The organism is Leptolyngbya sp. Cla-17 (assembly GCF_016807185.1).
Classification (GTDB): Bacteria; Cyanobacteriota; Cyanobacteriia; order Leptolyngbyales; family Leptolyngbyaceae; genus ULC077BIN1.
Window position 1 is genome coordinate 428,685 of record NZ_JAEVYN010000003.1, and the last position, 21,875, is coordinate 450,559.

Sequence of the window (21,875 nt, forward strand, 5' to 3'; positions counted from 1 at the left end):
ATCGTCTTGATGTCCTTAATGCTAATGCTCTCTTGAGCGTTCGTTAAACACTTAGGGAAAAATGTTGGTCGCTTAAGGTAAAACTAACTTACTTATCTTTCCTGGTTTTGGTTAGCAGTAGCCGCAACAATCAAACTAAAAGTTCTGGTCCTTGTAGCAGGTCACACCTATGCAGGCACCGTGACGGATTCAATCCCTACTTCCCCGAACTGCCGGTCAGACCCCTTCTCTGTGAGATAGACATGAGCAAAGAGCAAACTGTTCTTCGCGTTTCGGTGTTCGCCACTGTGATGCTAGCCCTCAGCGGCGTCGTTTTTGGACTCGCTGCCGGATCAACCGCAATTATCTTCGATGGCGTGTATGGGCTGGTGGATGCAGCGATGACGGCGCTTGCACTGGGGGTTGCGCGATTGATCGCTACCTCCAATGCGGCGGATGCGTCTGGCGGTCGGCTTTACGAGCGGTTCACGATGGGCTTTTGGCATCTGGAGCCAATTGTGTTGGGTCTCAACGGAGTCCTGCTTACTGGTGCGGCAATATATGCGCTGATTAACGCGATTGGCAGTATCCTTGTAGGCGGACGCGCACTCTCCTTCGACGCAGCTATAGTCTACGCCGCAATTTCGACCACAGCCGACGTTGGAATGGCTATCTATACACTGCGTGCGAATAGAAGCATACGCTCCCAGCTTGTCGCTCTGGATGCGAAGTCATGGATAATGAGTGCTGCTCTTGGCACTGCGCTGTTCGCCGCCTTCCTGCTGGGCTTTCTTATTCGTGGAACCGCTTACGAATGGCTCTCGGCTTATGTCGATCCTGCGGCATTGTTACTCATCTGCCTTGTCATCATTCCTATGCCTATCGGCACGATTCGTCAGGCGCTAGCCGACATCCTGCTTGTGACTCCACAGGACTTGAAGGAACAGGTTGATCTGGTTGCTATGCAGACCGTGGAGCGGTTCGGGTTCGTCTCTTACCGTGCTTACGTCGCGCGCGTGGGTCGAGGAAGGCAGATAGAACTCAACTTCATCGTACCCCGAGACTATTCTGCCAAGCGGCTGGAGGAATGGGATGCGCTCCGTGATCAGATCGGCGAAGCATTGGGCGAAGACAATCCTGATCGTTGGCTGACGATCGTATTCACCACCGATCCCAAGTGGGCACTGTGATTCCATCGGGCAAGGTTCCAAGGGCGGGTAATGTTGTCGATTCGTTGTTTGCAATGGAAAATTTGAGTCTCTCAGTCACAGCTTTAATACCCAGGGCAAAATTTCAATCTGTAGCCTGTCTCAATGTCCACCATTAAACTTACTTGTAGCTAATTAGGGTGGTTTCAGATTGAAGAACATCAGTCGCTAAAGGTAAAACTAACTTACCTATCTTTCCTGGTTTTAGTTAGCAGTAACCGCAACAATGAAACTAACCACCTTTTTTGTCGATGGCGGTTTGCTTTGGAATTGCCAGAAACAGTAGCGGTGATTAAGTGCTTGATGCAACGCCCCATGTTCCTTTACTACTTACTTTCTCTCCTTATAGTTTAAAGAAATGAATTATGCCTACCAAAGTTGCCGTTAACACTGAACAGATTGTCATCAATGATGGTTCTTCTTTTCTCGTTACGGCTCGTGATGGTTCCATTGATGATAACCGTGCTCAGGGATTCTTTGTTCGCGATACTCGCCTCATTTCCTACTACGAAATTTCTATCAACCGTTATCCTCTGCAACTGCTAGCTTCGAGCAGTATTAGCCATCGCGTTGCTATTTATAAATTTACCAATCCAGAGTTACTCACCGTCAATGGAACGTTGCCTTCTGGTCGTTTGATTATCACCATTCGTCGTGATATTCTCGGTGGCATGCACGAGGATATTGACGTTATTAACCATCACAGCAATCGCGTTGAGTTTCAATTGATGCTTGCTGTTCGTTCAGACTTTGCTGATATTTTTCAAGTTAAGTCAAAGCAATTGCTAACACGGGGTGAGGTAAAAACAACCTGGCAAAATGAAGCCCTCACAACAGAGTATCGGAACGGTGCGTTCCAACGCAGCATCGTCGTTGCACCGGATGGCACCAGTACGCCACCCCGTTACGCCAACGGTCGGCTCTTCTTTGATGTCATCCTCAATCCAGGTGAAACCTGGCACACCTGCATCAACTTTATTGCTCTGGTAGATGACGAAGTGCTGGAACCAAAGCACACAGATGCAACCATCAGCGTCACGAAAGCAGGACAGGTGATGGCGAACTTTCTCGACGTTGCCACCCAACTGCATTCCTCTAATGTAGAGGTGATGGCAACCTATCAACAGGCGTTGATTGACATGGGAGCATTGCGAATTGAAGTAGAGGACACTGGGCAAGCGTTTTGGATGCCAGCAGCAGGCATTCCCTGGTTTGTAGCGGTATTTGGGCGTGATTCGATTATTGCCAGCTTGCAAACTATGGCAGTAAATTATGAGTTTGGGGGCGGCACCTTGGTGAAGCTAGCGCAACTTCAAGCTACAGAGGTAGATGACTGGCGCGATGCTCAACCCGGTAAAATTTTGCATGAGATCCGGCAGGGCGAGTTAGCGCAACGGCATGAAGTTCCACACACCCCTTACTACGGAACAGTGGAAGCCACCATCCTCTGGATTATTACACTAGCAGAGTCCTATCGCTGGAATGCTGACTCCAGCTTGCTTGATACCTGTCGAGTACCGCTAGAACGCGCACTGGCGTGGATTGATCAGTATGGTGATTTTGATGGAGATGGCTTTGTTGAGTATTTAACGCGCTCCAAAGACGGTTTGCGGAATCAAGGATGGAAAGATTCAGGGGACTCGATCGTGTATCCAGACGGTAGTCAAGTTGAACCGCCGATCGCGCTTTGTGAAGTACAGGGTTACGTCTATGATGCCTGGCAACGAGCCTCAACCCTCTATGAAATTTGGGGAGAATCCGAACGTGCCCAAACCTTGCGCCAGAAAGCAGCAGATCTCTACCAACAATTCAACGATCGCTTTTGGATAGCGGAAGAAAACTTTTATTGTTTGGGTTTAGATAGCCAGAAGCAGCAGATTCGATCGATTACCTCGAATCCTGGCCACTTGCTCTGGTCTGGGATTGTGCCCCCCGAACGAGCCAAGCCGCTCGTGCAGCGTCTGTTTCAGCCAGATTTATGGTGCGGTTGGGGTGTACGGACGCTTTCAGCCCAAAATCCTGCCTATAACCCGATTAGCTATCAGCTCGGCAGCGTCTGGCCTCACGATAATGCGTTTATTGCAGCCGGGCTAAAGCGATACGGCTATCACCAGGAAGCTAATCGCATTGCTGAAGCTACCTTTGCGGCAGCGAGTTACTTTGAGTCTGGACGAATGCCAGAACTGTTTGCTGGAATTGAGCGCGGTGCTGAAAGCTTTCCCGTGCCGTATCCGGATGCTAACATCCCGCAAGCTTGGGCGGCTGGCTCAATTTTCTTTCTTATCCGCACCCTGCTTGGACTGGAAGCTGATGCTCCGAAGCGACGGCTACGAGTACAGCCTGTTCTACCGGAATGGTTGCCGGATTTAACCCTGAAGAATTTGGTAGTGGGGGATGCCAAGGTTGCCTTACGGTTCTGGCGTGTGGATAACCAAACGTACTGGGAAATAACTCAATTAGAGGGTGAATTGCATATAGATGCAGAGAAGGATGAATGATGCAGATGCTTCGTTGTCACTACCCCGAATATCCGATGGAAGCAGCAGGATTAGGAATCCTAATGATTTCTGGTATGGCACAAATCTGAGATGCCTTAGAACCGATCAGATCTATTCCATGTTTTTTCCACATCCAATGAACTAAATAGGGTCCACCTTCAGAAACAGTTTTCGTCCGCTTCTGGTCGTCGCACTGTTTCTAGCAACCACTACAATCACATTTTTAGGCATCATCATGAACGCTGCAAATGCACAAGTCAATAAGCCCACGATGGGGTTAAACTCAGCGGAGCAGTCGCCCACCCCGCTGGTCTTCAGAACCGTGCTTGAAGCTTGTAACCTCACACGGCTCCTCAGCAATTTGGTGCTTGTCATGCATACCTACTGAACCAACTAGGATTGAACGGTTGCTCTTTCCCGTTTTGTCTTAACCACATGGCAGTGTCGATGGAGCAGTTGGAGGTTTTTGTATTCGTCCTTACCCCCTTGTGAGAGTGCAAGAATGTGGTCAATATCCAACTGGTCCCCATCTTTGAAAAACAGTCCACAGGCTGGGCATTGTCCTTTCTGGCGCTTGAGTAGCCTTGCCACTCGGGTTGGCACCTCTGGATTGCTGCCCAATCTTGTACTCCAATAAAGCCAATCGCCATCATAGGGACTTCGATTTCCCTGCACCTTGATATGCCGCACAATGGGCGTATCACGATGTTTGAGAAGGTGCATCGGTTGTCCGTTGAGTGTGACGCTAAAGCGCCAATTCTCTCCACTCTCCATTCTCCAGTAACGGTGAATGATCCAGTAAAGAGACTTATTGGGATGACGACGACGTGCCCAAGCCCGCAGTTGCTGAAAGATGAGATGGTCAAGCTTCTCAAAACAGGCTTTGCTGACCACGGATGCAATGCCACCTAACCACTGTTGTAATGCCTGCTGGCAGGCTTGTACCACTGTAATATCTTCGTGTAACACCACAAAATCATCACAGTAGCGAATGAGCCGTGCCGTCTTAGAGACTTGGCTCACCACTGCCTCCATTCCGTGTAAGGCGATATTTGCCATCAACGGAGAGCAACACCCCCCTTGTGGCACACCTTCTTTGGTCGGAAACAGTGCTCCTCTCTCCATCACCCCAGCACTTAGCCAAGCTTGAACTTGTCGTCGTAGCGTTGGAAAGGTCTTGAGTTTTGCCAGCAAGGCGGACTGGTCGATCCGGTCGAAGCATTTTTCGAGATCTGCATCCAAAACGAATTTGGGCTTTTGCCGAATGGCACTGAAAATCGCTTCAATCGCATCATGGCATGAGCGGCTTGGTCGAAACCCATAGCTGTTGGGCTCAAACTTTGCCTCCCATTCGGGTTCTAGTCCTAGCTTTACCAATGTCTGCACACAGCGGTCATGGATTGTCGGAATACCTAACCCACGCTTTTCCGAACTTCCAGGCTTCGGAATAAAGACCCGGCAAACGGGTTGTGCTCGATGGGTTAGGTGTAACATACTGACCAGTTTCAACCGCTGGGATGGAACCAATTGCTTGATTCCATCAATTCCGGCTGTTTTCTTGCCAGTGTTATCCTGAGTCACCTGACGTACCGCGAGACACCTGGCAGACCAGGATCTCATCAGAGTCTTTTGAAGTCGATGAACTGCCTTGACATCGCCACGCTGTGAGGCTTTGAAGATGCGCTTTTGCAACTTAAACACGCGCCGCTCTAGCTGACACCAGGGGATCGTGTTCCATTCCATCATCGGGTTTACCCGTGCTTTAGACATTTTCATTGCTAATCACTCCCCTTCATTCCAAATCACCGTGCCTACGTCTGCATATCCTGCGGCTTTCCCGCTGGCATTAGCTTCTTAGGCAATCCCTCTCACCATTTGCTTGCGGTTAGCACCTACTCGCCCGCCTGACCCAGGGGGCAAGAGCAAATGGTGAGTTACTTCGTTCCGAATAACCATTGATTAGAACCCTTAGAGTGATGCTCTCCACCGGGTTTATTGGGAGTGCAATTGGTCGCTCATACACACGCCAACCCCTTATCCTTTGCCTTTTGGCTCCAGCCTATCAGCCTGATTTGGCTGGTTAACGGTGACGATGGTTCAATGCATCTTCACGGGTGTTACTCATCGGTTCTCTGCTCGACGGGTTTCCAAGTAAGGCTCTCAGATACCGCCTTTTCACCCCGCTTTACGGATTGATGGCTAGTCGCTACCGTAGGGGTGATGCTGTCACCACTGCACTTGTGGGGAGGGGCTTTCACCCTCATGATTATTCAGTTACAAGGTTGTTTGAGTTGTTAACCTCCTTTATTCCTTGCTAGCTATCCCCAAGCTTTCGCTTGTTTCAGCTAAACGAATCGCACGTATGACACCGTTCCTGGCAATTAATTACCACATCGGCTGAAACCTTTTCTGGGTAGAAGTTTCAGACTGTGATCTTGCCTATTTTAGACACAGTTGATGAACAGAAGGATGGAGGGGCTTGATTGATAACTTCTGCTCATCTTCTTTCTGGTGGTCACTCATTGCGAAACGAGCAATGAGTCATCCACAGAATCAACATCGTAGGCGGGTCAACAGGTCAGGATTACGCTTGTAGCATGGGATTTTCTGTACTACTTGAGGCCAGTTGTAGTCCAATCAGGCTGTAGTGCACTGCTGAAGCCAATGAGTAGAACTTATAAAAACCGCCTGTTGCTCTATATCCCAATTGATCTGCTAGAAATTTGTGCAAATCTAAGCAAAGAAAGATCAATTTGCGCGTCTATTATTGCGATGTGGTGGGATTAACCTGCGATTGAATCGGGAAATAAATCGATGGGGTATTTGATTCACTATTCATTTCACAATGTTCGTATTCCTGCATCTCAAGTTACGGCAGCTCTAGCAGCAATTCATCATCTGTATCAACTTGAAATAGTTGAACGAATGGGTACAGCAATGAGCTACGACCACACAACTAAGACGATGAGAAAATGCTATCGAGGTGGTCATCTCCCGTCTACTGGGAGTTTTGCGACCCTAATGGATGCGTTGCAGGCGTGGTCTTTAGGGAGTGTACAGCAAGCAGACGGTAGTATTGAGATTGTGGAGTATCGGTGCGATAAAGCGGGAGATGAGAGCGTGTTATTTGATGCGATCGCCCCTTTTCTTGACTACAGTTGCAATCCCCGGATAGATGCCTTTCAGGATAACAATGAGCATTGGCGGCATGTCTTCATAGACGGACAACATCGGCAGGTGCTTGGCAAAGTCATTTTTGCTGACCAACATCCAGAGTTATTTGATTCCTTGGAGAACTGATACAGCAGCAGCATGAGATACTCTCTGGAGATACCATTACTCGCAACGTTCTGAACCATCACTTTAATTTCTGGGAATGCAACGATCGATTCAACTGCTAAGTGGAACAGGAGACATCGTAGCTGGACTACTCTGTAGCATGAGCGATCGCCACTTAGAGGATTTTGAGACAATTTGGAAAGGTGTTTTGAGGGCAACCGAGCAACCTGATAGCTATTGGAGTTGGGACTACAAGCTACGGCAAGGCAATCAGGAGTCCCGGTATGAAGCTTACGCAATTGAAGTGGACAGTCTGACTCAGGGACTGATGTTTCTTGAGACTCAGTGGCACCGATCTCAACTTCCCCAGCGTTACCCATTGGTTTATGTTGAAGCATTGGCTGTGGCTCCCTGGAACCGTCGGCGCTTGGAAGACCCACCATACTTACGGGGGGTAGGACGAACCCTATTGCTGTTTGCGCGGCAGCGCAGCCTGGAATTAGGATATAGCGGTCGAGTCGGGCTTCACGCTTTACCCGAGTCAGAAGAATTTTATCGTCGCAACCAAATGCCGGAGTATGACCCAGATCCAGACAAGGAGGGCTTGGTATACTTTGAATACGGTGTGCTCCGGCGCTAAGTTTGCCATAATTTCTAGGAAAGTTTTCGATGGATGATCCCACCCTCGCTGCCCAATATGCCCAAAGTGGAGACTTAATGGATTTGTGCAACAACGAGGCGTGGTTGCGCGAGTCTACTCAAGTTGAAGACGGGGTGCAGGTAGAAGCAGGACTGCCGATGAAAGGGTTTAGCCAAACTATCGCTGCACTCACGAGCGAACAAGACCAGCAGTTGCGGCAGCAGATGAAAGTCCAGGCAATTCTCTTTACAGCCTTACGACAGTGGATGGAATCCTGGGATTTGGGTGCGGGGTTTGACGACACCTATGCGATCGCTCGGCGGTTGATTCGTCATCATTTAACCAATCCAACTGAAACTCAACTGGCAAGGATTAATAGGATCCTGGCAGAAAGTGTTGATCCGGGAAATATGAACCCAGCGACCGGGAAGCAAGCAGTGTCACTTTTGACGGAAATTTTCACCCAGGAAGACTGGCAGGCAATGGCAGAAGCCGCATCGCACTCCATCTCATCACGGGTGTTGAGCGCAGGAAAAACGCAGCCTGTAACAACGGCGGTATGAGCTTTGAGGCATTGAAGATTCAATTTCTCAGTTCCAAGGGAAGATGACGTGCCGAGTGAGTGGTCACAAGCGGAAGTCGAGGCTGTTGTTTCAGATTACTTCGCCATGCTCTCCCTGGAATTACGACGGGAGCCTTACAACAAAGCGGCACATCGACGGAACCTTATCCAGCTTCTCAACGGGAGATCGGAAGGAGCCATTGAGCGAAAGCACCAAAATATCAGTGCCATCCTAATGGAGTTTGGCTATCCCTACATCTTTGGCTACAAGCCGTTGGGTAATTATCAATCCCTACTTTATGAGGTTGTCGCTGATCGCATCAGTTCTGATTCAAGCTTTAGCGCAATTGTGCAGCAGGCAGTGGAGGAACCTGCCAACATCCCGACCGTAGAGGATTTGCTATCTCGGCTTGATTCTCCTCCTGAACCATACACCCCTGCGCCAACCGCAGAGCGATCGGAACCGTTGCGTCGTGTCCGTCCTGCCATTAATTATCTGGAACGAGAAGCTCGTAATGCCTCCCTTGGCAGGGCTGGTGAAGAATTTGTGCTTAATTTTGAGCGAGCACGGCTCATCCGATTGGGGCAAGAAAGCCTTGCATACCGAGTAGAACACATTGCTGTGACTGAGGGAGATGGGGCTGGTTTTGATGTTCGATCGTTTGAAGCGGATGGGCGCGATCGCTTCATCGAAGTCAAGACAACTGCCTATGGTAAGCAAGTCCCCTTCTTCGTTTCTCAGAATGAGGTAATGGTTTCCCAGAATTACAGCGATCATTACCATCTATACCGTGTGTTTCGATTCCGGGATGATCCACGGCTGTTTACACTCACAGGCGCATTGGATCACATTTGCAACCTGAGTCCAGTACAGTTTATTGCTCGGATTGCGTAGGCGATCGTATTCCTGATTCCATCTGTTCAGTTGTTCATCATCTTAAGGGTGCTTAACGGGACTCGAACCCGCTAATAGCCAGCTTCACAGGCTGGTGTCTCGACCGCTTCGACTTTAAGCACCATTGGTGGATTCTGGTCGGAGTTGAACCGACATCTTTCTGCTTGCAAGGCAGACGCTTTCCCAGTTAAGCTACAGACCCATGTTTGGCAGGCGTGATAGGAGTCGAACCTATACGAGTCGGTTTAGAAGACCGATGCCCTTATCCCTTAGGCGACACGCCCATAATTGGTAGTCCTGGCAGGATTTGAACCCGCAACCCTGTTCTTGTAAGGAACCCGCTCCACCATTGAGCTACAGGACTATGAGAGCGATCGATGGGACTCGAACCCATACGCTGAGACTGGCAGACTCAGATGCTAGCCGTTACATCACGATCGCAGGCAGAACCATTATTGGTTCAGAGCGATCGACGAGACTCGAACTCGTGTCTTCTGGGTGGAAGCCAGAGGTGCTTGCCGCTGCACCACGATCGCATTCTGGGGCTGGTGACAGGAGTTGAACCTGCAACCCATCGCTTACAAGGCGATTGCTCTGCCAACTGAGCTACACCAGCACATTTGGAGCAGACGATGGGGGTTGAACCCATATCGGGAGCGTACCAAGCCCCTGTGTTGCCCGTTACACCACGTCTGCATTTGGAGCAGGTGACAGGAGTTGAACCTGCATGAAGGCTGTACGAGAGCCTCATGTTGCCCGTTACATCACACCTGCGTTTGTTAGACGCGGGGGTGAGAGTTGCACTCACCGATCGCAGCTTATGAGACTGCCGAGCCGCTCTTGCTCTATCCCCGCTATACCCCCGGCGAGAGTCGAACTCGCAACAATCCGGGTTTAAGCCGGACACGTCTGCCAATTGCGTCACAGGGGTATTTGGTGGGTTGTATAGGGTTTGAACCTATGCACTTCCGCTTAAGAGGCGGCTGCTCTACCAACTGAGCTAACAACCCGAAGCATTGGTGGGTCGCCAGAGATTTGAACTCTGATCTGTCTGCTTAAAAGGCAGCCACTCTAACCGTTGAGCTAACGACCCGAATGGTCTCAGTGGTAGGGATTGAACCTACGACCTCCGGTTCCCCGAACCGACGTGCTCCCACTGCACCACACTCAGATATTTGGTACACCGAGCAGGAGTCGAACCTGCTAATAACACGCTTATCGGGCGTGCGCGTCCACCACTTCCGCCTTCGGTGCTTGGTACTCCCGGTGGGAATCGAACCCACAAAACCTAGATCCTCGGTCTAGAGCGTCTTCCCTTCCGCCACAGGAGCATCAGTACCCTTGGTGGGAGTCGAACCCACAAAATCTGGTCTCTGAAGCCAGCACGTCTGGCAGTTCCGTCACAAGGGCAAATGGTCGGGATGGTAGGATTTGAACCCACGACTCCTTGGTCCCAAACCAAGGCTTCTGACCACTGAATTACATCCCGATGTTTGGTACTCCTGACAGGATTTGAACCTGCAACGCATCGCTTCTAAGGCGATAGCCTCTTCCAGTTGGGCTACAGGAGTGAGAGATGGGAGGAATACAGGGGAATGGCCCAGGCGACTGTTTACCTCCTAACTGCCCCGCCAGGGTTTGAACCTGGAATCTTCGCTTTCAAAGAGCGGGATGTTGCCAGTTACACCACAGGGCATTGAAATGGATGCAGGAGTTGGGGTTGAACCAACCTCTCTCTGATTCAGAGTCAGAGCGACTTGCCAATCGTCCATCCTGCAATAAATGGCTGCCCTAGCAGGACTTGAACCTGCAACCTCACGGTTAACAGCCGCTCGCTCTGCCATTGAGCTATAGGGCAACGAGTGGGAAGTGACGGGATTGAACCGCCTTCTCGCCGTCTTCAGCGGCACGTGAGCACCAGCTTCACCAACTTCCCACAAGCGGAGAGCAGAGGAATCGAACCCCTAGCCCAAGGACTACCCTGGTTTTCAAGACCAGTTGCCGACCATTCAGCGGTGCCCTCCATGATTGGCGAGAACGGAAGGAGTTGAACCTTCACTCTTCGGTTTCGTAGACCGATGTGTTTATCCAGTTACACCACGTTCTCAGAGCCGGAGAGCAGTGGAGTCGAACCACAATTGTTCATCCATCTGTTTAGCAAACAGCGCCGATCGCCTGATCGATTTACTCTCCATAGATTTGGTAGGTCGGGCAGGAGTCGCACCTGCAACGCAAGAAGCGGCTGTTTTACAGACAGTTGCCCACGCTGATAGGCGAGCCGACCCATGTTGAATTTGGCAGTGCCGACGAGTTGAACCCGCAAGCATCGACTTGAAAGATCGACGGCTTTACCAATTTGCCTACGGCACCAAACTTTGAGATTTCTACAACGTGCAAGTTTGAGAAGCTGTTTTTTCAGCCTCCAAGTTGGCGGAGGCTGTAGGAGTCGTAGCTTGCTTCCCGCAGGGTACCTACTTCGCTGTTTAGGCGAGTGACCAGTATGTAGGCTTCTCGGATGAGGGCACGCCGTAGAACGCACAGACGAGGATTTGAACCTCGAACAACGGTTTTGGAGACCGCGATGTTGCCGTTACACCATCTGTGCATTGGTTGCAGCGGCGGGAGTTGTAGCTTGCTTCCGCGAAGCGGTACCCGCGATGACCAAGTTATGAGCTTGGGGCTTTGCCATTAAGCTACGCTGCAATAATTTGGACTCCAGGGAGAGAATCGAACTCTCGCTAGTTGGTTTTGCAGACCAACGCCTTCCCACTTGGCGACCTGGAGATTTGGTGGAAACGTGGGGAATTGAACCCCAATCCTGCAACCGTCCGTTTGTTGATTTCGGAGCAAGTGATGCCAATCCGTTCCCACGAGCGAGGATGACAGGGTCGTAGCTTGCTTCCGCGAAGCGGTACCTGTGACCACTTGTCTCGGAAACAAGCACTCTGTCCATCTGAGCTACATCCTCATTGGGAGCATCGACGGGGGTTGCACCCGCTTCTCCATGCTTGAGAGGCACGGCGACTTCTCTATTCGTCCACGATGCTACAAGGCGGGGATGGCGGGATTTGAACCCGCGATCTTTCGCTCGACAGGCGACTGCTTTGAGCCAGACTAAGCTACACCCCCAAAGGTGGCGATTCAGTTGTCTAGGTTCAGAAGGGTGACTACAAAGCCTTTGTGAGAGGTTGTAGTGTTGATACTACAGTTATACTACAAACGCGCTGCAAGTTGTCAAGGGTGTACTACAACTTTTTTTCTAGGCAAGAGGGCGATCGGGAAAGAAATAGTCGTATCGCCCTTTCCTACTGGGTTTCCCCACTACGCTAGGGAGGAAATGCGGGCTTCACTCATCCGCCACAGTTTGTAAGTCAGGAATTCAGCGCGATCGCTCATTACCGCCAGGAACATTCCTTCGTGAGCGTCTTTGTCCTCGGCAATCCAGCTTCCGCTGATTCCAACTTCGACAAACTCCTCATCTACAGCAATGAGGGTGACTACTGAGCCATATTCCCGCTGTAGCGCCATCTCTAGCCCTTCCAGTTCGGGAATATCAACAGGCAGCAGAAAGGAGGCGCGACCGGATTCGATATGGAGCGATCGCCCTAACCGCATTGCCAGGAGGACTCGCTGGGCAATCAACAGTTCGGGGTTGGTCATGGTCCGCTCCATGTACAGCCCAACGTCGGTGTAATTCAGCTTCAACATTGGTCGTGCCTCCTTTCTAGGCTTGAGATCAGGGGTCAACAGGTTGCTGTTCTTTCCAGAACTGCTCGGCGAAGGCGATCGCAGGATGCATCGGTGCTTTGGGTTTGGTTTGGAGTACCATCCCGGTTTCATGCAGAAGGCGATCGCCTTTGCATGAATTGCACTTCTCGCAGGCGGTTACCACGTTGTCCCAGGTATGGGGGCCCCCTTTTGAGCGGGGAATAACGTGATCCAGCGTCAAATGCTTAGTGCTGCCACAGTACTGACAGGTGTGGTTGTCGCGGCGGAAGACTTCCCGACGATTCACAGGAGGTACTTTCCAATGCCGCTCTGGATTGCCACTGGTCAACCGGATGTGGTCTGGGATTTGTAGTACGACACTGGGAGAGCGTACTTCCCATTGCTGGGTGCTGCTGAACTCCAGGGTCTCTGCCTGTCCGGTAACCAGTAGAACGATCGCCCGTTTAATGTTGATCTGTGCCAGGGGCAGGTAGTTCTTAGAAAACACTACGACCTGGTTCTGAAGTATTGGAATTTTTTGTCGCTGCTCAGTCTGCATGAGTTTTCTCCTCAAAAAATAAACCCCGCCTCTGATGACCAGGAGCGGGGGTTGGGGAAGTGGATATGGCTTTCCCTATGTCGGTGTCAGGATTGCCCTGCACCTCCCGCTGCTAGTGAGTTGATCCGGATTGAGTCGTCCGGCGATTTTGATATCAATGCCTTCGCTGACGGATTTACCGCCGCTAAACCAATACGTCCCCTCAAACGCAAACAGCACCGCTGCTCTGCCTAGACCGTGTTGAGGTCGGCAGAGCATGGCGCTGGCTAAGGTGGCGTGAAGGATGCGTATCATGGAAGGCTGTAATATTTGTATGACAATTCTGGATGTCTACATACTACACTTGTAGTATCGGATTGTCCACCCTTGATTGAAATTTAGGATGTTCGGTTATGGATACACGCAAGCGGGGCAGCACTTCGGAAATGCAGGTCACGAGTATTCGATTGGAACCCGAACTGAAGGAGCGATTGCGGGAGATTTCTGGAGAACAGGGCTATCAAACCCTGATTCGGGAAGTCCTTTGGCAGTTTGTGGATCAGCAGATGGTGTCGGATGAGGTGCGTTGGCGTAGCCTCTCCAAAGGAGAATCGTACTCGGTTGAAGATAGGCGATCGCCCTTTCATCCCCCACTGTTATCCATGTCGGATATTCGGGCGACGTTTAGGGCAGTCTCTCAACAAGAAGAGCAATGTGCCATTACAGGGCAGCATATTCAACCACAGCAAGAGATGCTGTTAGGGTTAACAACAAACGGGGAGATTATTGCTCTCAGTATGGCGATCGCTTAATAGTGCTTCCAGTAATAGGCATCGATCCGACGATACGTGTAAAAATTTATCATATAGGCATCAAAGCTTTGCTGGATAGGGTTTGCGGCGACCGAAATGAAAGCATTGACTGTTTGCTGGGCAGGCAGCTATTCGGTTATTTGTAGCGCTGAAGCTCAGATGAGCAGATTCCTCCGGTGGTACCCAAGGAATTCAAGGTGGTCTGCTTCAATCACCCCCACTAATAAGTCGGTTAGTCTGGAAAGCTTCACATTTAATATGCTAGCCTCTGCAAAGTCCTCAATTAAACATGAATCCTTCCCAACAATATCGGCGCTAGCAACAATGCCATATCCATCTAAACCCTCTGCTGAGCCTTGTGTAACAACCTTCGATGAGTTTGTACAATTGGCAGATTATTCTCTGATGGATACCTTAAATGCCGATCCTGATGCCACGGTCGATGGTGATGATCACCGGGCCCGCCAGGTTTTTTCTGGTCATTTCGTACCTGTGTCACCCACGCCGCTTGCAGACCCAGAATATGTAGCTCATAGCCGCACTTTTTTTAAGGAACTTGGGTTGAGCGATGGGCTGGCGCTTAATGAAAAATTTCGCCGTGTATTTTCTGGTGATCTCTCTGCTGCCCATGAGCCGATGCGTCAGGTGGGCTGGGCGACGGGTTATGCCCTGTCGATTTATGGCACCGAATATACCCAACAATGTCCATTTGGTACGGGTAATGGTTATGGCGATGGTCGGGCGATATCTGTATTTGAAGGAATCATCAATGGACAGCGCTGGGAAATGCAATTGAAAGGGGGTGGCCCAACGCCTTATTGCCGGGGTGCCGACGGGCGCGCTGTCCTCCGGTCAAGTGTGCGTGAGTTTCTAGCGCAAGACTATATGCAGGCGTTAGGTGTGCCAACATCGCGCTCTTTGACACTGTATGTTTCTAAATCTGAGACCGTTACCCGGCCTTGGTATTCTCAAGACTCCTACTCTATTGACCCTGATGTTTTGGTGGACAATCCTGTGGCCATTTCAACTCGCGTTGCACCCTCCTTTTTGCGCGTTGGTCAGCTAGAGTTATTTGCCCGCCGCACTCGCAGCAATGCTCATCCAAAAGCATTAGAAGAGTTGAGCATGATAGTGTCGCACTTAATTGAGCGAGAGTACAAAAGCGACATTAATCAAAGCCTTGGTTTTGCCGGTCAATTAGTTGAATTGGCTAAGCTATTTCGCCAGCGTCTCACTTCACTGGTGGCTAATTGGCTACGTGTTGGTTATTGCCAGGGTAATTTTAACAGTGACAACTGCGCTGCTGGAGGCTTTACCCTAGACTATGGACCCTTTGGATTTTGTGAAAAATTTGACCCTTGGTTTCAACCTTGGACTGGTGGCGGCGAGCACTTTTCATTCTTCAATCAGCCCATTGCAGCAGAAGCAAATTATTACATGTTTTGGAAAGCAGTGAGACTGCTACTTACAGAAGATGCTGAAGCGTTAGAACAGTTCGACCAAGTAGGCCGCGGCTTTTCAGAAGCCATGCAAAAACAAATCCAAAAAATGTGGGCGGACAAACTTGGCTTGACTGAATATCACCCAAAGCTATTTGAAAAATTAATGCAGTTAATGACTGACTCAGAGGTAGATTACACCATTTTCTTCCGCGAGTTATCCCATATACCAGATGATATCTCAGCATTGAAAAAAAGCTTCTACGTTAAAACTTCACCACAACTCGATGAACAATGGCAATCTTGGCTAAAAAGCTGGCGCGACCTCGTCATTAACGACGGCAATTTGGCTGAGATATCAACAAAGATGAAACAGACGAACCCAAAATACACATGGCGAGAGTGGTTGATTGCCCCTGCCTACCAACAAGCCATGCAGGGTGACTATACTTTAGTTAAAGAGTTGCAAGAAGTCCTTAGCTATCCATATGATGAGCAATCACAAGACGTAGAAGATAAATACTATCGTCTAAGACCTAAGGCGTTTTTTAACACGGGTGGCGTGTCGCACTATAGCTGTTCATCTTGAATAGCTGCGTGACAAGCAACTATTCAAGATGAACAGCTTTGTTCTTGAGCAACTGCTGAAAGCCAGGTTTGCAATGAGTTTGAGTCCGATATGATAAAAAATTTCACGTATCGCGGCTCAACCCCTAATAGCAATGCATAATTTGAATTAGAAGTCGAAGCCGTCTATTGCTATTCCACTGGGTTATAGCCTGGCTTTTTGTAGAGCTTCTCTGGGTTGTTCAAGATTTCTGGTTTATAGACTGTCTCTACCCAATCCTCTGGGTTGATTTCTTCGATCGCGACCGAAATCGAGTCTTCGCTGCTTTCGAGAATTGACATAGCATCTTTCACAATTTGCTCGACAAACCGAACCTTCTGCTGTTCCGACCTGCCGGGATAAAGCTTGATGCTGATATGAGGCATTGTTTTTCTCCTTCAGTGCTTTGCTGAACAAAGTTTAAAGCCATTGGGCGCGGAGGTCATTCTCATGACCAGGGACGAGCCGACAATTACTGGGTAAGAATTCGATCCACTGCCTGGATTTAGTTAACGTTTATTGGTAGGTATCGTTTCAGCGATTAATATGTTGCATGAAGGATAGCAGGTGATTTGCAACGACTTGGGGTTGATCGAAGTGGGGCACATGTCCCGCTGCCTCAATCCAAATGAGTTGACTGCCTGAGATCGCTCGCTGCCACCGAGTCGCATCAGCGGTTCCTAACACATCATCCGCTTTGCCCCACAGAATCAGCGTGGGATGGGTGACTTGAGCAATTCGATCGCTTAAATCCGAATACCCGCCACTTCTGGTAAAAGAGGCGATCGCCTCCTTCCACCCAGGCATCTCCTGATGGAGGAATGAGCAACGCAAAGCATCAATCAGCATCGGATTGACCATCGGTAAAACTGAAGCCGCCGCCAGGGCAGCCCGCTTACGGAAATAGAGCCAGTCCGCACCCAGGTCAATGAGTCCCTGTGGCAGAAATTGTCCGATTGGAAAGCTGCCAGAAAAGCCAACGCTATCAATCAAAGCAAGGGATCGCACCCAGTTAGGATGGTGCAAAGCGAAATCGATCGCCACTGCCCCTCCTAAAGAAGCACCCACAAGAATAATCGGTTCACCAATCCAAGTTTCTACAATGCTCAGAAGATGTTGCCGGATTGACCCTGGATTAACTGAGATCGAGGTAGGGTGCTCGGTGAACCCTGACCCGAAGAGGTCGATCGCCCACACGTCTCCGCTCCCTGCCAACAACGGGAGCAACCGCCGAAATTCTAACAGGGAACTGTCGAACCCATGCAACAGCAGAATTGGAGGAGTATCCGGGAAACAAGAAGATGACTGGGGAGCGAAATGAACATAAGCCGTCGAGAGCGCCGTTAGCCCCTGCTGAAATGGCACCTCGACGATACGACGCTGAATGGTTTGCAGAAGGGTAATCGCCCCTGTATCTTGAATCTCGGCAACAGAGGATGGCAGAAAATGGGCAAACATTAGTCTCAACTAGATTGAGTAAGTTGGTATGCCAAGTTCCAATTTGGAACCGGACGGGATTGTAAATTAGATTGTGTCAAAGGTCAGAAGTTGAGATCTAATGAACTACTGAACTTGAGACAAAATCATGATGACCTTTCAACCCGAACTACTTGACCAACTGCTTCAAGGCTATGAAAAACCAGAAGATTTACTGGGGGATGGTGGCATCCTCAAACAATTGACTCAAGCCTTAGTGGAACGCTGCCTGGAGGCAGAAATGCAAACCCACATCGAAGCACATCGGACTCAGCCTGAAGCTTTAAAGCCAAACAATCGTCGCAATGGGCATAGCAAGAAGACGATTAAAGGTGAGTTTGGCGAAGCCGAGATTGCGATTCCACGTGACCGAGCAGGGGAGTTCGAACCCATCATCGTCCAGAAAAGGCAGACTCGCTTTGACGGGTTTGATGACAAGATTCTGTCGCTGTATGCGCGGGGGATGAGTACTCGTGACATTACAGCTCAACTGCAAGACCTGTATGGGGTAGAAGTATCGGCTGGTTTGATTTCCAACGTGACTGAAGCCGTGGAAGAGGAGCGCAAAGTCTGGCAGAATCGTGGGCTGGAGCGGGTTTACCCAATTGTCTACTTTGATGCCATTGTGGTCAAAGTCAGGCAGGATGGACGGGTGATCAACAAAGCGGTTCATTTAGCTCTGGCAGTGAATCTGTCAGGCACAAAGGAACTGCTGGGCATGTGGATGACCCAAAACGAGTCATCTAAGTTCTGGCTCCAGGTGCTGACGGAATTACAGAATCGAGGACTCAAGGATATTTTCGTTGCTTGCTGTGATGGACTCACTGGCTTTCCAGATGCCATTGAAGCGGTATTTCCCAGAACAACGGTGCAGTTGTGCATCGTCCATATGGTGCGTAATTCCTTGAGCTATGTGTCCTACAAAGACCGTAAAGCTGTAGCAGCCGATTTGCGTCTGGTTTATACGGCCAGCACCGAAGCTTTGGCGGAGCAATACTTGGTGGAGTTGGCTGAGCAATGGGACAAGCAGTATCCCACTATCAGTAAGTCCTGGATGAACCACTGGCAAAGGATTACTCCCTTCTTTGCCTTCCCGAATGAAATTCGGAAAGCCATCTACACGACCAATGCCATTGAGTCGGTCAATATGACCCTGCGAAAGGTGTTGAAGAATCACAGAGCGTTTCCGACCGATGAGTCTGCACTTAAAGTGGTTTACTTAGCAATTCAGAACATCTCCAAAAAATGGACGATGCCGATTAAAGATTGGAAGCCTGCCTTAAATCGGTTTGCCATCGCCTACGACGATCGCTTTCCACTGTGACCTTCTATCCTTGACACAATCTATTTGACATACCCAACCGGACTGCTATCTTATGCAATCTACAAGTTTTCATCCTCCCCGATTGCCTTCAAGTACGCCTCGGCTGCTGCTTGCTTGAAGACACCCTTGGTGTACCGCTGAAACACTCGATCTCTCTTGATCCCCATCAATTCCTTACCAAACAAGGGATCAACGCCTCGTCGGATCACTTCCGTTCCAAAGGTATGCCGGAACCGATGCGGGTTGAGATCTTCCACTCCAGCGATCGCCCCCAATTTCTTCACCATCCGGTGCAACCCTTTGTACCCTAACCTCTGTCCTGCACTCTTTGGGTCCTGCGCCAAAAACATCGGACTCTCTGGCAACGGTTCAAACATTCCACCCTGCTGCCGCCGCCACTCCAGGTAAGTCTCCAGATGAGATCGTGCCTCTCGACTCAGCGGCACCTCCGACACATTCTGCCCCTTCGAGCGATGCACCTTCAAAATCTTGCCGTTCCAATGCTCCACATTCAGAGCAGACGCTTCCGAAGCCCGCAGCCCATGACTGATCACTGCGGTTATCGGAAAGATGTGGGTGTATCTCTCTTAACCTGGTCTGAGGCTCTGGCTCGTGATGCTCAAACCTGGACAAACCATCTGGCAGCAATGGGTGGCAACACACTAATGCATGATGAAGGCGAGAATCTCTGGCTGGGCACCGCTGGAGCTTTCAGCAGCAATGACATGGTGAACTCTTGGGGAGCGGAGAAAAAGCAGTTTCGTCAGGGTATTTTTCCGAACGTCAGCAAAACTGGCGATTGGAATGATGTTGGACACTACACTCAGATGATTTGGGGTGCGACGACTCAAGTCGGTTGTGCTAAAACCACCACAGGCGGCAATGACATTTTGGTTTGCCGCTACAGTCCTCCCGGTAATTTTGAGGGACAGCCTGTTTTTTAAAACTGCCACATGGCTCATCTGCCCCTTGATTTAGACTGCAACGTGCCGCAATGGCAATGTTCCGCACCGCTGGACGCAGACATTGCGGCTCACATTCGCCGCGCCATGATGTTGCAGGGCTTCAAATGGGATACGCAAGTGGGCGATGTCAACACCCTGGCTCCTTTTGCCCTGATCTTGCCAGCTCAGACTTGGCGACAACTTGCTCAATTGGCGGAGTGTCTGACCCAGGAAACACTTCAGGCGGAGGCTGAACTGCAAGAGCGTCCTGATCTGTGGCAAGAATTGGGACTGCCGCGATCACTCCGACAAGCCATGTCCCAACACACACCCTGAACACCTGCCGCTGACCGAAATCAATTTGGCTATGCCAAGTGTCCACGTAACGGGGTTTTTCGTTCCACTGCATCTCAGACCCCACCGACAAACTGAAGCCGGAAAAAGCTGGCACACGTTGGAGGTGTCTCAATCGACGGTGCAGCAGTGGGAGAATGGCAAAAATGTCTCCAGTTTGGAGAATCTGGAGAAGATTGCTCGAATTAGGGGATGGTGGTGGAGGATTTTGTTGCTTACCTGTATGGGTGCACAGGTGGGTTGACGAGTAAGGACATTCTTGATCGGGTAGAAGTAATGCCATCGCGGGATTTTGCCCAGATGTTGCGAGTGATGGCGGATCGGATGGCTACGGCAAAGGATGCGCCGCCGATAGTGGAGCGTAAGGGGAAGGCTTCGACTAACGCTCAGCCCAAGGGGAAGGGCGAGGGGGAAGGCTTAGCTCAAGGTGATCGGGTGCCGCTGGAGTTGCTGGAGCAAGTTGAAATGGATGAGGTAACGGAGGGTACGGATGAAGAGATGAAGGGTGAAGTCTGAAGAATGAGGCTGAAGGAAACTGGAGCTTGCAGGGTTGAGATAGGGAACTCTTAACTCAATCAATAGGTTCAAGTATGAGATACCAATCCAGGCAAAGAAGGTCTTCGACATCGTTTGCAGTCAGAGCAAAACAAGTTCTCTTGCCTGGATTGTTGATTGCTGGAGTTAGCCTGCTTTCTGCGAAAGATGCTTTTTACTTTGATAACGGGTCGGGTGGGGCGGGTTGGAAGATTGGTAAACCAAAAGTATCGCTGCTCAACGCTCACGGCGGTCGATCGCTCCCAGAAGTTCGGCAGTTGGCGTTGGCGCTGGTGAACCGAGATCGTCAACTCAATGGCTTGTTGCCGCTAGTGGAAGATCCGCTGCTCTCTCAATCGTCTCAGCAGCACAGCCAAGATATGATGAGCCGCAATTATTACGCTCATGTCACTCCAGAGGGGAGAACCCCAACGGATCGCTTCACCCAAGTAGGCGGACGCGGTGGGGTGGGAGAAAACATCATGCAGCAGACAGGCGGAACAGGAATTAGCTTGAGCTATGGGCTGATTGAAGCATTTCAGAAAAGCTGGATGTATAGCACAGGACATCGCCAAAACTTGTTAAAGCCGGACTACAAACGTTTTGGTTATGGGATTGTGGTTGACCCGATGAGGGGACGAGCTTATGCGGTGCAAAACTTTGCTGGAGCAGAACAGTAATAACACTTGCGTCAGGGACTAGCGATTCTCGGTGTCGATCCACCAGCGTTGAAGTTTAGGCTTTTGACCGGGTTGATTATTGACGGTGACAACTGCTAGCTTTTGCCCGTTGGCGTTGGTGAAGCTGAAGCGACAAAAGCCCATACCTGTACCAGAGCAGGTTTCGACTTCGTTGTAGCCAAGTTTGTCGATGAGGTAGTTCATTGCGCCGAAGCGATCTCGATTGGGGGAATGTACTACACTTGCCATCCGCTGTTGAGCAAGGTCTTTCGTGCCTGAGCGTAGGGCATACCTTGTTTAAGGGTTTTGGGGAGGGTCTGAGCTATGGCGATCGTGGGCACAAGGAGTGTTGCGATCGTGGTTGCAGTGATTGTGGCAAGCAGTTTGTTCATAAGCAC

The 21,875-nt window shown here is 50.2% G+C and carries 24 protein-coding genes and 33 tRNA genes; 15 read left to right on the plus strand and 42 right to left on the minus strand.

Going from position 1 to position 21,875, the window contains the following annotated elements:
- Positions 1–242 precede the first annotated feature (242 nt).
- The 3 genes from JOY44_RS26655 (at position 243) to JOY44_RS26665 (ending at position 4,073) form a co-directional block, all read left to right on the plus strand.
- The gene (locus tag JOY44_RS26655) at positions 243–1,169 is read left to right on the plus strand and encodes a cation diffusion facilitator family transporter (RefSeq protein WP_171576572.1); all 927 of its coding nucleotides are present in this window, start codon (positions 243–245) and stop codon (positions 1,167–1,169) included.
- Between the two features lie 383 nt (positions 1,170–1,552).
- The gene (locus JOY44_RS26660; protein ID WP_171576573.1) at positions 1,553–3,685 is read left to right on the plus strand and encodes an amylo-alpha-1,6-glucosidase; all 2,133 of its coding nucleotides are present in this window, start codon (positions 1,553–1,555) and stop codon (positions 3,683–3,685) included.
- Positions 3,686–3,920: 235 nt separating this feature from the next.
- Positions 3,921–4,073, plus strand: coding sequence for a hypothetical protein (locus tag JOY44_RS26665; protein WP_203032192.1), 153 nt, complete (start codon positions 3,921–3,923; stop codon positions 4,071–4,073).
- Positions 4,074–4,078: 5 nt separating this feature from the next.
- Here the strand turns inward: JOY44_RS26665 and JOY44_RS26670 are convergent, their stop codons facing one another.
- The gene (locus JOY44_RS26670; RefSeq protein WP_171576611.1) at positions 4,079–5,455 is read right to left on the minus strand and encodes a reverse transcriptase N-terminal domain-containing protein; all 1,377 of its coding nucleotides are present in this window, start codon (positions 5,453–5,455) and stop codon (positions 4,079–4,081) included.
- 1,044 nt (positions 5,456–6,499) lie between these two features.
- Here JOY44_RS26670 and JOY44_RS26675 point away from each other — a divergent pair.
- From JOY44_RS26675 to JOY44_RS26690, 4 genes are all read left to right on the plus strand, one after another.
- Positions 6,500–6,985, plus strand: coding sequence for a hypothetical protein (locus JOY44_RS26675; protein WP_171576285.1), 486 nt, complete (start codon positions 6,500–6,502; stop codon positions 6,983–6,985).
- A gap of 76 nt (positions 6,986–7,061) precedes the next feature.
- Positions 7,062–7,604: a GNAT family N-acetyltransferase gene (locus JOY44_RS26680; protein WP_242541864.1), complete on the plus strand. Its 543-nt coding sequence runs from the start codon at positions 7,062–7,064 to the stop codon at positions 7,602–7,604.
- 29 nt (positions 7,605–7,633) lie between these two features.
- A complete protein-coding gene (locus tag JOY44_RS26685) occupies positions 7,634–8,167 on the plus strand; it encodes a hypothetical protein (RefSeq protein ID WP_171576284.1) in 534 nt (177 codons plus the stop codon).
- A 48-nt stretch (positions 8,168–8,215) separates the two neighbouring features.
- On the plus strand, positions 8,216–9,061 hold the full coding sequence (locus tag JOY44_RS26690) for a DUF3883 domain-containing protein (RefSeq protein ID WP_171576283.1): 846 nt from the start codon (positions 8,216–8,218) through the stop codon (positions 9,059–9,061).
- Positions 9,062–9,107: 46 nt separating this feature from the next.
- Here JOY44_RS26690 and JOY44_RS26695 read toward each other — a convergent pair.
- From JOY44_RS26695 to JOY44_RS26870, 36 genes are all read right to left on the minus strand, one after another.
- A tRNA-His gene (locus JOY44_RS26695) sits at positions 9,108–9,184 on the minus strand.
- 2 nt (positions 9,185–9,186) lie between these two features.
- A tRNA-Ala gene (locus tag JOY44_RS26700) sits at positions 9,187–9,263 on the minus strand.
- A 5-nt stretch (positions 9,264–9,268) separates the two neighbouring features.
- A tRNA-Arg gene (locus tag JOY44_RS26705) sits at positions 9,269–9,345 on the minus strand.
- A 5-nt stretch (positions 9,346–9,350) separates the two neighbouring features.
- Positions 9,351–9,425: transfer RNA gene (locus tag JOY44_RS26710), tRNA-Val, on the minus strand.
- A 5-nt stretch (positions 9,426–9,430) separates the two neighbouring features.
- Positions 9,431–9,502 (minus strand) — tRNA-Gly (locus JOY44_RS26715).
- Between the two features lie 23 nt (positions 9,503–9,525).
- Positions 9,526–9,597, minus strand: a tRNA-Gly gene (locus JOY44_RS26720).
- A 4-nt stretch (positions 9,598–9,601) separates the two neighbouring features.
- Positions 9,602–9,677: transfer RNA gene (locus tag JOY44_RS26725), tRNA-Thr, on the minus strand.
- 5 nt (positions 9,678–9,682) lie between these two features.
- Positions 9,683–9,757 (minus strand) — tRNA-Thr (locus JOY44_RS26730).
- Positions 9,758–9,760: 3 nt separating this feature from the next.
- Positions 9,761–9,835 (minus strand) — tRNA-Thr (locus JOY44_RS26735).
- A gap of 10 nt (positions 9,836–9,845) precedes the next feature.
- Positions 9,846–9,916, minus strand: a tRNA-Met gene (locus JOY44_RS26740).
- 2 nt (positions 9,917–9,918) lie between these two features.
- Positions 9,919–9,992: transfer RNA gene (locus tag JOY44_RS26745), tRNA-Leu, on the minus strand.
- A gap of 3 nt (positions 9,993–9,995) precedes the next feature.
- Positions 9,996–10,071: transfer RNA gene (locus JOY44_RS26750), tRNA-Lys, on the minus strand.
- 7 nt (positions 10,072–10,078) lie between these two features.
- Positions 10,079–10,154, minus strand: a tRNA-Lys gene (locus tag JOY44_RS26755).
- 3 nt (positions 10,155–10,157) lie between these two features.
- Positions 10,158–10,232 (minus strand) — tRNA-Pro (locus tag JOY44_RS26760).
- Positions 10,233–10,237: 5 nt separating this feature from the next.
- Positions 10,238–10,315 (minus strand) — tRNA-Ile (locus JOY44_RS26765).
- 1 nt (position 10,316) lies between these two features.
- A tRNA-Leu gene (locus JOY44_RS26770) sits at positions 10,317–10,392 on the minus strand.
- A gap of 5 nt (positions 10,393–10,397) precedes the next feature.
- A tRNA-Leu gene (locus JOY44_RS26775) sits at positions 10,398–10,471 on the minus strand.
- Between the two features lie 3 nt (positions 10,472–10,474).
- A tRNA-Pro gene (locus JOY44_RS26780) sits at positions 10,475–10,550 on the minus strand.
- 5 nt (positions 10,551–10,555) lie between these two features.
- Positions 10,556–10,632 (minus strand) — tRNA-Leu (locus JOY44_RS26785).
- A 52-nt stretch (positions 10,633–10,684) separates the two neighbouring features.
- Positions 10,685–10,757 (minus strand) — tRNA-Gln (locus tag JOY44_RS26790).
- A gap of 6 nt (positions 10,758–10,763) precedes the next feature.
- Positions 10,764–10,839 (minus strand) — tRNA-Gln (locus tag JOY44_RS26795).
- Positions 10,840–10,844: 5 nt separating this feature from the next.
- A tRNA-Asn gene (locus JOY44_RS26800) sits at positions 10,845–10,919 on the minus strand.
- Positions 10,920–10,924: 5 nt separating this feature from the next.
- Positions 10,925–10,997 (minus strand) — tRNA-Phe (locus tag JOY44_RS26805).
- Between the two features lie 5 nt (positions 10,998–11,002).
- Positions 11,003–11,085: transfer RNA gene (locus JOY44_RS26810), tRNA-OTHER, on the minus strand.
- Between the two features lie 5 nt (positions 11,086–11,090).
- Positions 11,091–11,168 (minus strand) — tRNA-Arg (locus tag JOY44_RS26815).
- Between the two features lie 93 nt (positions 11,169–11,261).
- A tRNA-Tyr gene (locus tag JOY44_RS26820) sits at positions 11,262–11,346 on the minus strand.
- A 10-nt stretch (positions 11,347–11,356) separates the two neighbouring features.
- Positions 11,357–11,431, minus strand: a tRNA-Glu gene (locus JOY44_RS26825).
- Between the two features lie 164 nt (positions 11,432–11,595).
- Positions 11,596–11,666 (minus strand) — tRNA-Trp (locus JOY44_RS26830).
- Positions 11,667–11,668: 2 nt separating this feature from the next.
- Positions 11,669–11,764: transfer RNA gene (locus tag JOY44_RS26835), tRNA-Ile, on the minus strand.
- 6 nt (positions 11,765–11,770) lie between these two features.
- Positions 11,771–11,845: transfer RNA gene (locus JOY44_RS26840), tRNA-Cys, on the minus strand.
- A gap of 90 nt (positions 11,846–11,935) precedes the next feature.
- A tRNA-Arg gene (locus JOY44_RS26845) sits at positions 11,936–12,029 on the minus strand.
- Between the two features lie 2 nt (positions 12,030–12,031).
- Positions 12,032–12,108, minus strand: a tRNA-Glu gene (locus JOY44_RS26850).
- A gap of 6 nt (positions 12,109–12,114) precedes the next feature.
- Positions 12,115–12,190, minus strand: a tRNA-Asp gene (locus JOY44_RS26855).
- Between the two features lie 192 nt (positions 12,191–12,382).
- Positions 12,383–12,769 carry an alr0857 family protein gene (locus tag JOY44_RS26860; protein WP_171576282.1) on the minus strand — a complete coding sequence of 129 codons (387 nt, stop codon included), beginning with the start codon at positions 12,767–12,769 and terminating at the stop codon, positions 12,383–12,385.
- A 28-nt stretch (positions 12,770–12,797) separates the two neighbouring features.
- Entirely contained in the window at positions 12,798–13,328 is a 531-nt protein-coding gene (locus JOY44_RS26865; RefSeq protein ID WP_171576281.1) for an HNH endonuclease, read from the minus strand.
- 75 nt (positions 13,329–13,403) lie between these two features.
- On the minus strand, positions 13,404–13,622 hold the full coding sequence (locus JOY44_RS26870; RefSeq protein WP_171576280.1) for a hypothetical protein: 219 nt from the start codon (positions 13,620–13,622) through the stop codon (positions 13,404–13,406).
- 98 nt (positions 13,623–13,720) lie between these two features.
- Between JOY44_RS26870 and JOY44_RS26875 the strand changes: the two genes are divergently transcribed.
- Both JOY44_RS26875 and JOY44_RS26880 read left to right on the plus strand, forming a co-directional pair.
- Entirely contained in the window at positions 13,721–14,119 is a 399-nt protein-coding gene (locus tag JOY44_RS26875) for a hypothetical protein (protein WP_171576279.1), read from the plus strand.
- Positions 14,120–14,443: 324 nt separating this feature from the next.
- Entirely contained in the window at positions 14,444–16,147 is a 1,704-nt protein-coding gene (locus JOY44_RS26880) for a protein adenylyltransferase SelO (RefSeq protein WP_171576585.1), read from the plus strand.
- 170 nt (positions 16,148–16,317) lie between these two features.
- Here the strand turns inward: JOY44_RS26880 and JOY44_RS26885 are convergent, their stop codons facing one another.
- Positions 16,318–16,551 (minus strand): tautomerase family protein, encoded by a 234-nt coding sequence (locus JOY44_RS26885; RefSeq protein WP_171576278.1) that lies wholly within the window; start codon positions 16,549–16,551, stop codon positions 16,318–16,320.
- 148 nt (positions 16,552–16,699) lie between these two features.
- A complete protein-coding gene (locus JOY44_RS26890) occupies positions 16,700–17,623 on the minus strand; it encodes an alpha/beta fold hydrolase (RefSeq protein WP_171576277.1) in 924 nt (307 codons plus the stop codon).
- A 130-nt stretch (positions 17,624–17,753) separates the two neighbouring features.
- Between JOY44_RS26890 and JOY44_RS26895 the strand changes: the two genes are divergently transcribed.
- On the plus strand, positions 17,754–18,965 hold the full coding sequence (locus JOY44_RS26895) for an IS256 family transposase (RefSeq protein WP_415881137.1): 1,212 nt from the start codon (positions 17,754–17,756) through the stop codon (positions 18,963–18,965).
- Positions 18,966–19,024: 59 nt separating this feature from the next.
- Here JOY44_RS26895 and JOY44_RS26900 read toward each other — a convergent pair whose 3' ends face one another.
- Positions 19,025–19,519, minus strand: a complete 495-nt coding sequence (locus JOY44_RS26900; protein WP_242541857.1) for a tyrosine-type recombinase/integrase — start codon at positions 19,517–19,519, stop codon at positions 19,025–19,027.
- Here JOY44_RS26900 and JOY44_RS26905 point away from each other — a divergent pair.
- From JOY44_RS26905 to JOY44_RS26925, 5 genes are all read left to right on the plus strand, one after another.
- Positions 19,508–19,909, plus strand: a complete 402-nt coding sequence (locus tag JOY44_RS26905; protein WP_171576275.1) for a CAP domain-containing protein — start codon at positions 19,508–19,510, stop codon at positions 19,907–19,909. The two genes, JOY44_RS26900 and JOY44_RS26905, sit on opposite strands and share 12 nt — an antisense overlap.
- 9 nt (positions 19,910–19,918) lie before the next feature.
- On the plus strand, positions 19,919–20,245 hold the full coding sequence (locus tag JOY44_RS26910; protein ID WP_171576274.1) for a hypothetical protein: 327 nt from the start codon (positions 19,919–19,921) through the stop codon (positions 20,243–20,245).
- Positions 20,246–20,276: 31 nt separating this feature from the next.
- Positions 20,277–20,507, plus strand: coding sequence for a helix-turn-helix transcriptional regulator (locus tag JOY44_RS26915; protein WP_171576273.1), 231 nt, complete (start codon positions 20,277–20,279; stop codon positions 20,505–20,507).
- Positions 20,462–20,779 carry a hypothetical protein gene (locus JOY44_RS26920; protein ID WP_203032172.1) on the plus strand — a complete coding sequence of 106 codons (318 nt, stop codon included), beginning with the start codon at positions 20,462–20,464 and terminating at the stop codon, positions 20,777–20,779. The genes JOY44_RS26915 and JOY44_RS26920 overlap by 46 nt, the downstream gene beginning before the upstream one ends.
- A gap of 140 nt (positions 20,780–20,919) precedes the next feature.
- Positions 20,920–21,477: a CAP domain-containing protein gene (locus tag JOY44_RS26925; RefSeq protein ID WP_242541892.1), complete on the plus strand. Its 558-nt coding sequence runs from the start codon at positions 20,920–20,922 to the stop codon at positions 21,475–21,477.
- A gap of 18 nt (positions 21,478–21,495) precedes the next feature.
- Here JOY44_RS26925 and JOY44_RS26930 read toward each other — a convergent pair whose 3' ends face one another.
- Together JOY44_RS26930 and JOY44_RS26935 are read right to left on the minus strand one after the other, a co-directional pair.
- Positions 21,496–21,726 carry a hypothetical protein gene (locus JOY44_RS26930; protein ID WP_171576271.1) on the minus strand — a complete coding sequence of 77 codons (231 nt, stop codon included), beginning with the start codon at positions 21,724–21,726 and terminating at the stop codon, positions 21,496–21,498.
- On the minus strand, positions 21,714–21,869 hold the full coding sequence (locus JOY44_RS26935) for a hypothetical protein (RefSeq protein WP_171576270.1): 156 nt from the start codon (positions 21,867–21,869) through the stop codon (positions 21,714–21,716). Before JOY44_RS26935 ends, JOY44_RS26930 begins: the two co-directional genes overlap by 13 nt.
- Between the last annotated feature and the right edge of the window lie 6 nt (positions 21,870–21,875).

What these genes read in the sequence shown, in the direction of transcription:
- JOY44_RS26660 (WP_171576573.1), top strand. Translation starts at nt 1,553, where the DNA reads ATGCCTACCAAAGTTGCCGTTAACACTGAACAGATTGTCATCAATGAT.
- JOY44_RS26895 (WP_415881137.1), top strand. Translation starts at nt 17,754, where the DNA reads ATGACCTTTCAACCCGAACTACTTGACCAACTGCTTCAAGGCTATGAA.
- JOY44_RS26910 (WP_171576274.1), top strand. Translation starts at nt 19,919, where the DNA reads ATGGCTCATCTGCCCCTTGATTTAGACTGCAACGTGCCGCAATGGCAA.
- JOY44_RS26930 (WP_171576271.1), bottom strand. Translation starts at nt 21,726, where the DNA reads ATGGCAAGTGTAGTACATTCCCCCAATCGAGATCGCTTCGGCGCAATG.
- JOY44_RS26670 (WP_171576611.1), bottom strand. Translation starts at nt 5,455, where the DNA reads ATGTCTAAAGCACGGGTAAACCCGATGATGGAATGGAACACGATCCCC.
- JOY44_RS26935 (WP_171576270.1), bottom strand. Translation starts at nt 21,869, where the DNA reads ATGAACAAACTGCTTGCCACAATCACTGCAACCACGATCGCAACACTC.
- JOY44_RS26875 (WP_171576279.1), top strand. Translation starts at nt 13,721, where the DNA reads ATGGATACACGCAAGCGGGGCAGCACTTCGGAAATGCAGGTCACGAGT.
- JOY44_RS26860 (WP_171576282.1), bottom strand. Translation starts at nt 12,769, where the DNA reads ATGTTGAAGCTGAATTACACCGACGTTGGGCTGTACATGGAGCGGACC.
- JOY44_RS26870 (WP_171576280.1), bottom strand. Translation starts at nt 13,622, where the DNA reads ATGATACGCATCCTTCACGCCACCTTAGCCAGCGCCATGCTCTGCCGA.
- JOY44_RS26655 (WP_171576572.1), top strand. Translation starts at nt 243, where the DNA reads ATGAGCAAAGAGCAAACTGTTCTTCGCGTTTCGGTGTTCGCCACTGTG.
- JOY44_RS26680 (WP_242541864.1), top strand. Translation starts at nt 7,062, where the DNA reads ATGCAACGATCGATTCAACTGCTAAGTGGAACAGGAGACATCGTAGCT.
- JOY44_RS26685 (WP_171576284.1), top strand. Translation starts at nt 7,634, where the DNA reads ATGGATGATCCCACCCTCGCTGCCCAATATGCCCAAAGTGGAGACTTA.
- JOY44_RS26890 (WP_171576277.1), bottom strand. Translation starts at nt 17,623, where the DNA reads ATGTTTGCCCATTTTCTGCCATCCTCTGTTGCCGAGATTCAAGATACA.
- JOY44_RS26905 (WP_171576275.1), top strand. Translation starts at nt 19,508, where the DNA reads ATGACTGATCACTGCGGTTATCGGAAAGATGTGGGTGTATCTCTCTTA.
- JOY44_RS26665 (WP_203032192.1), top strand. Translation starts at nt 3,921, where the DNA reads ATGAACGCTGCAAATGCACAAGTCAATAAGCCCACGATGGGGTTAAAC.
- JOY44_RS26865 (WP_171576281.1), bottom strand. Translation starts at nt 13,328, where the DNA reads ATGCAGACTGAGCAGCGACAAAAAATTCCAATACTTCAGAACCAGGTC.
- JOY44_RS26675 (WP_171576285.1), top strand. Translation starts at nt 6,500, where the DNA reads ATGGGGTATTTGATTCACTATTCATTTCACAATGTTCGTATTCCTGCA.
- JOY44_RS26915 (WP_171576273.1), top strand. Translation starts at nt 20,277, where the DNA reads ATGCCAAGTGTCCACGTAACGGGGTTTTTCGTTCCACTGCATCTCAGA.
- JOY44_RS26885 (WP_171576278.1), bottom strand. Translation starts at nt 16,551, where the DNA reads ATGCCTCATATCAGCATCAAGCTTTATCCCGGCAGGTCGGAACAGCAG.
- JOY44_RS26880 (WP_171576585.1), top strand. Translation starts at nt 14,444, where the DNA reads ATGCCATATCCATCTAAACCCTCTGCTGAGCCTTGTGTAACAACCTTC.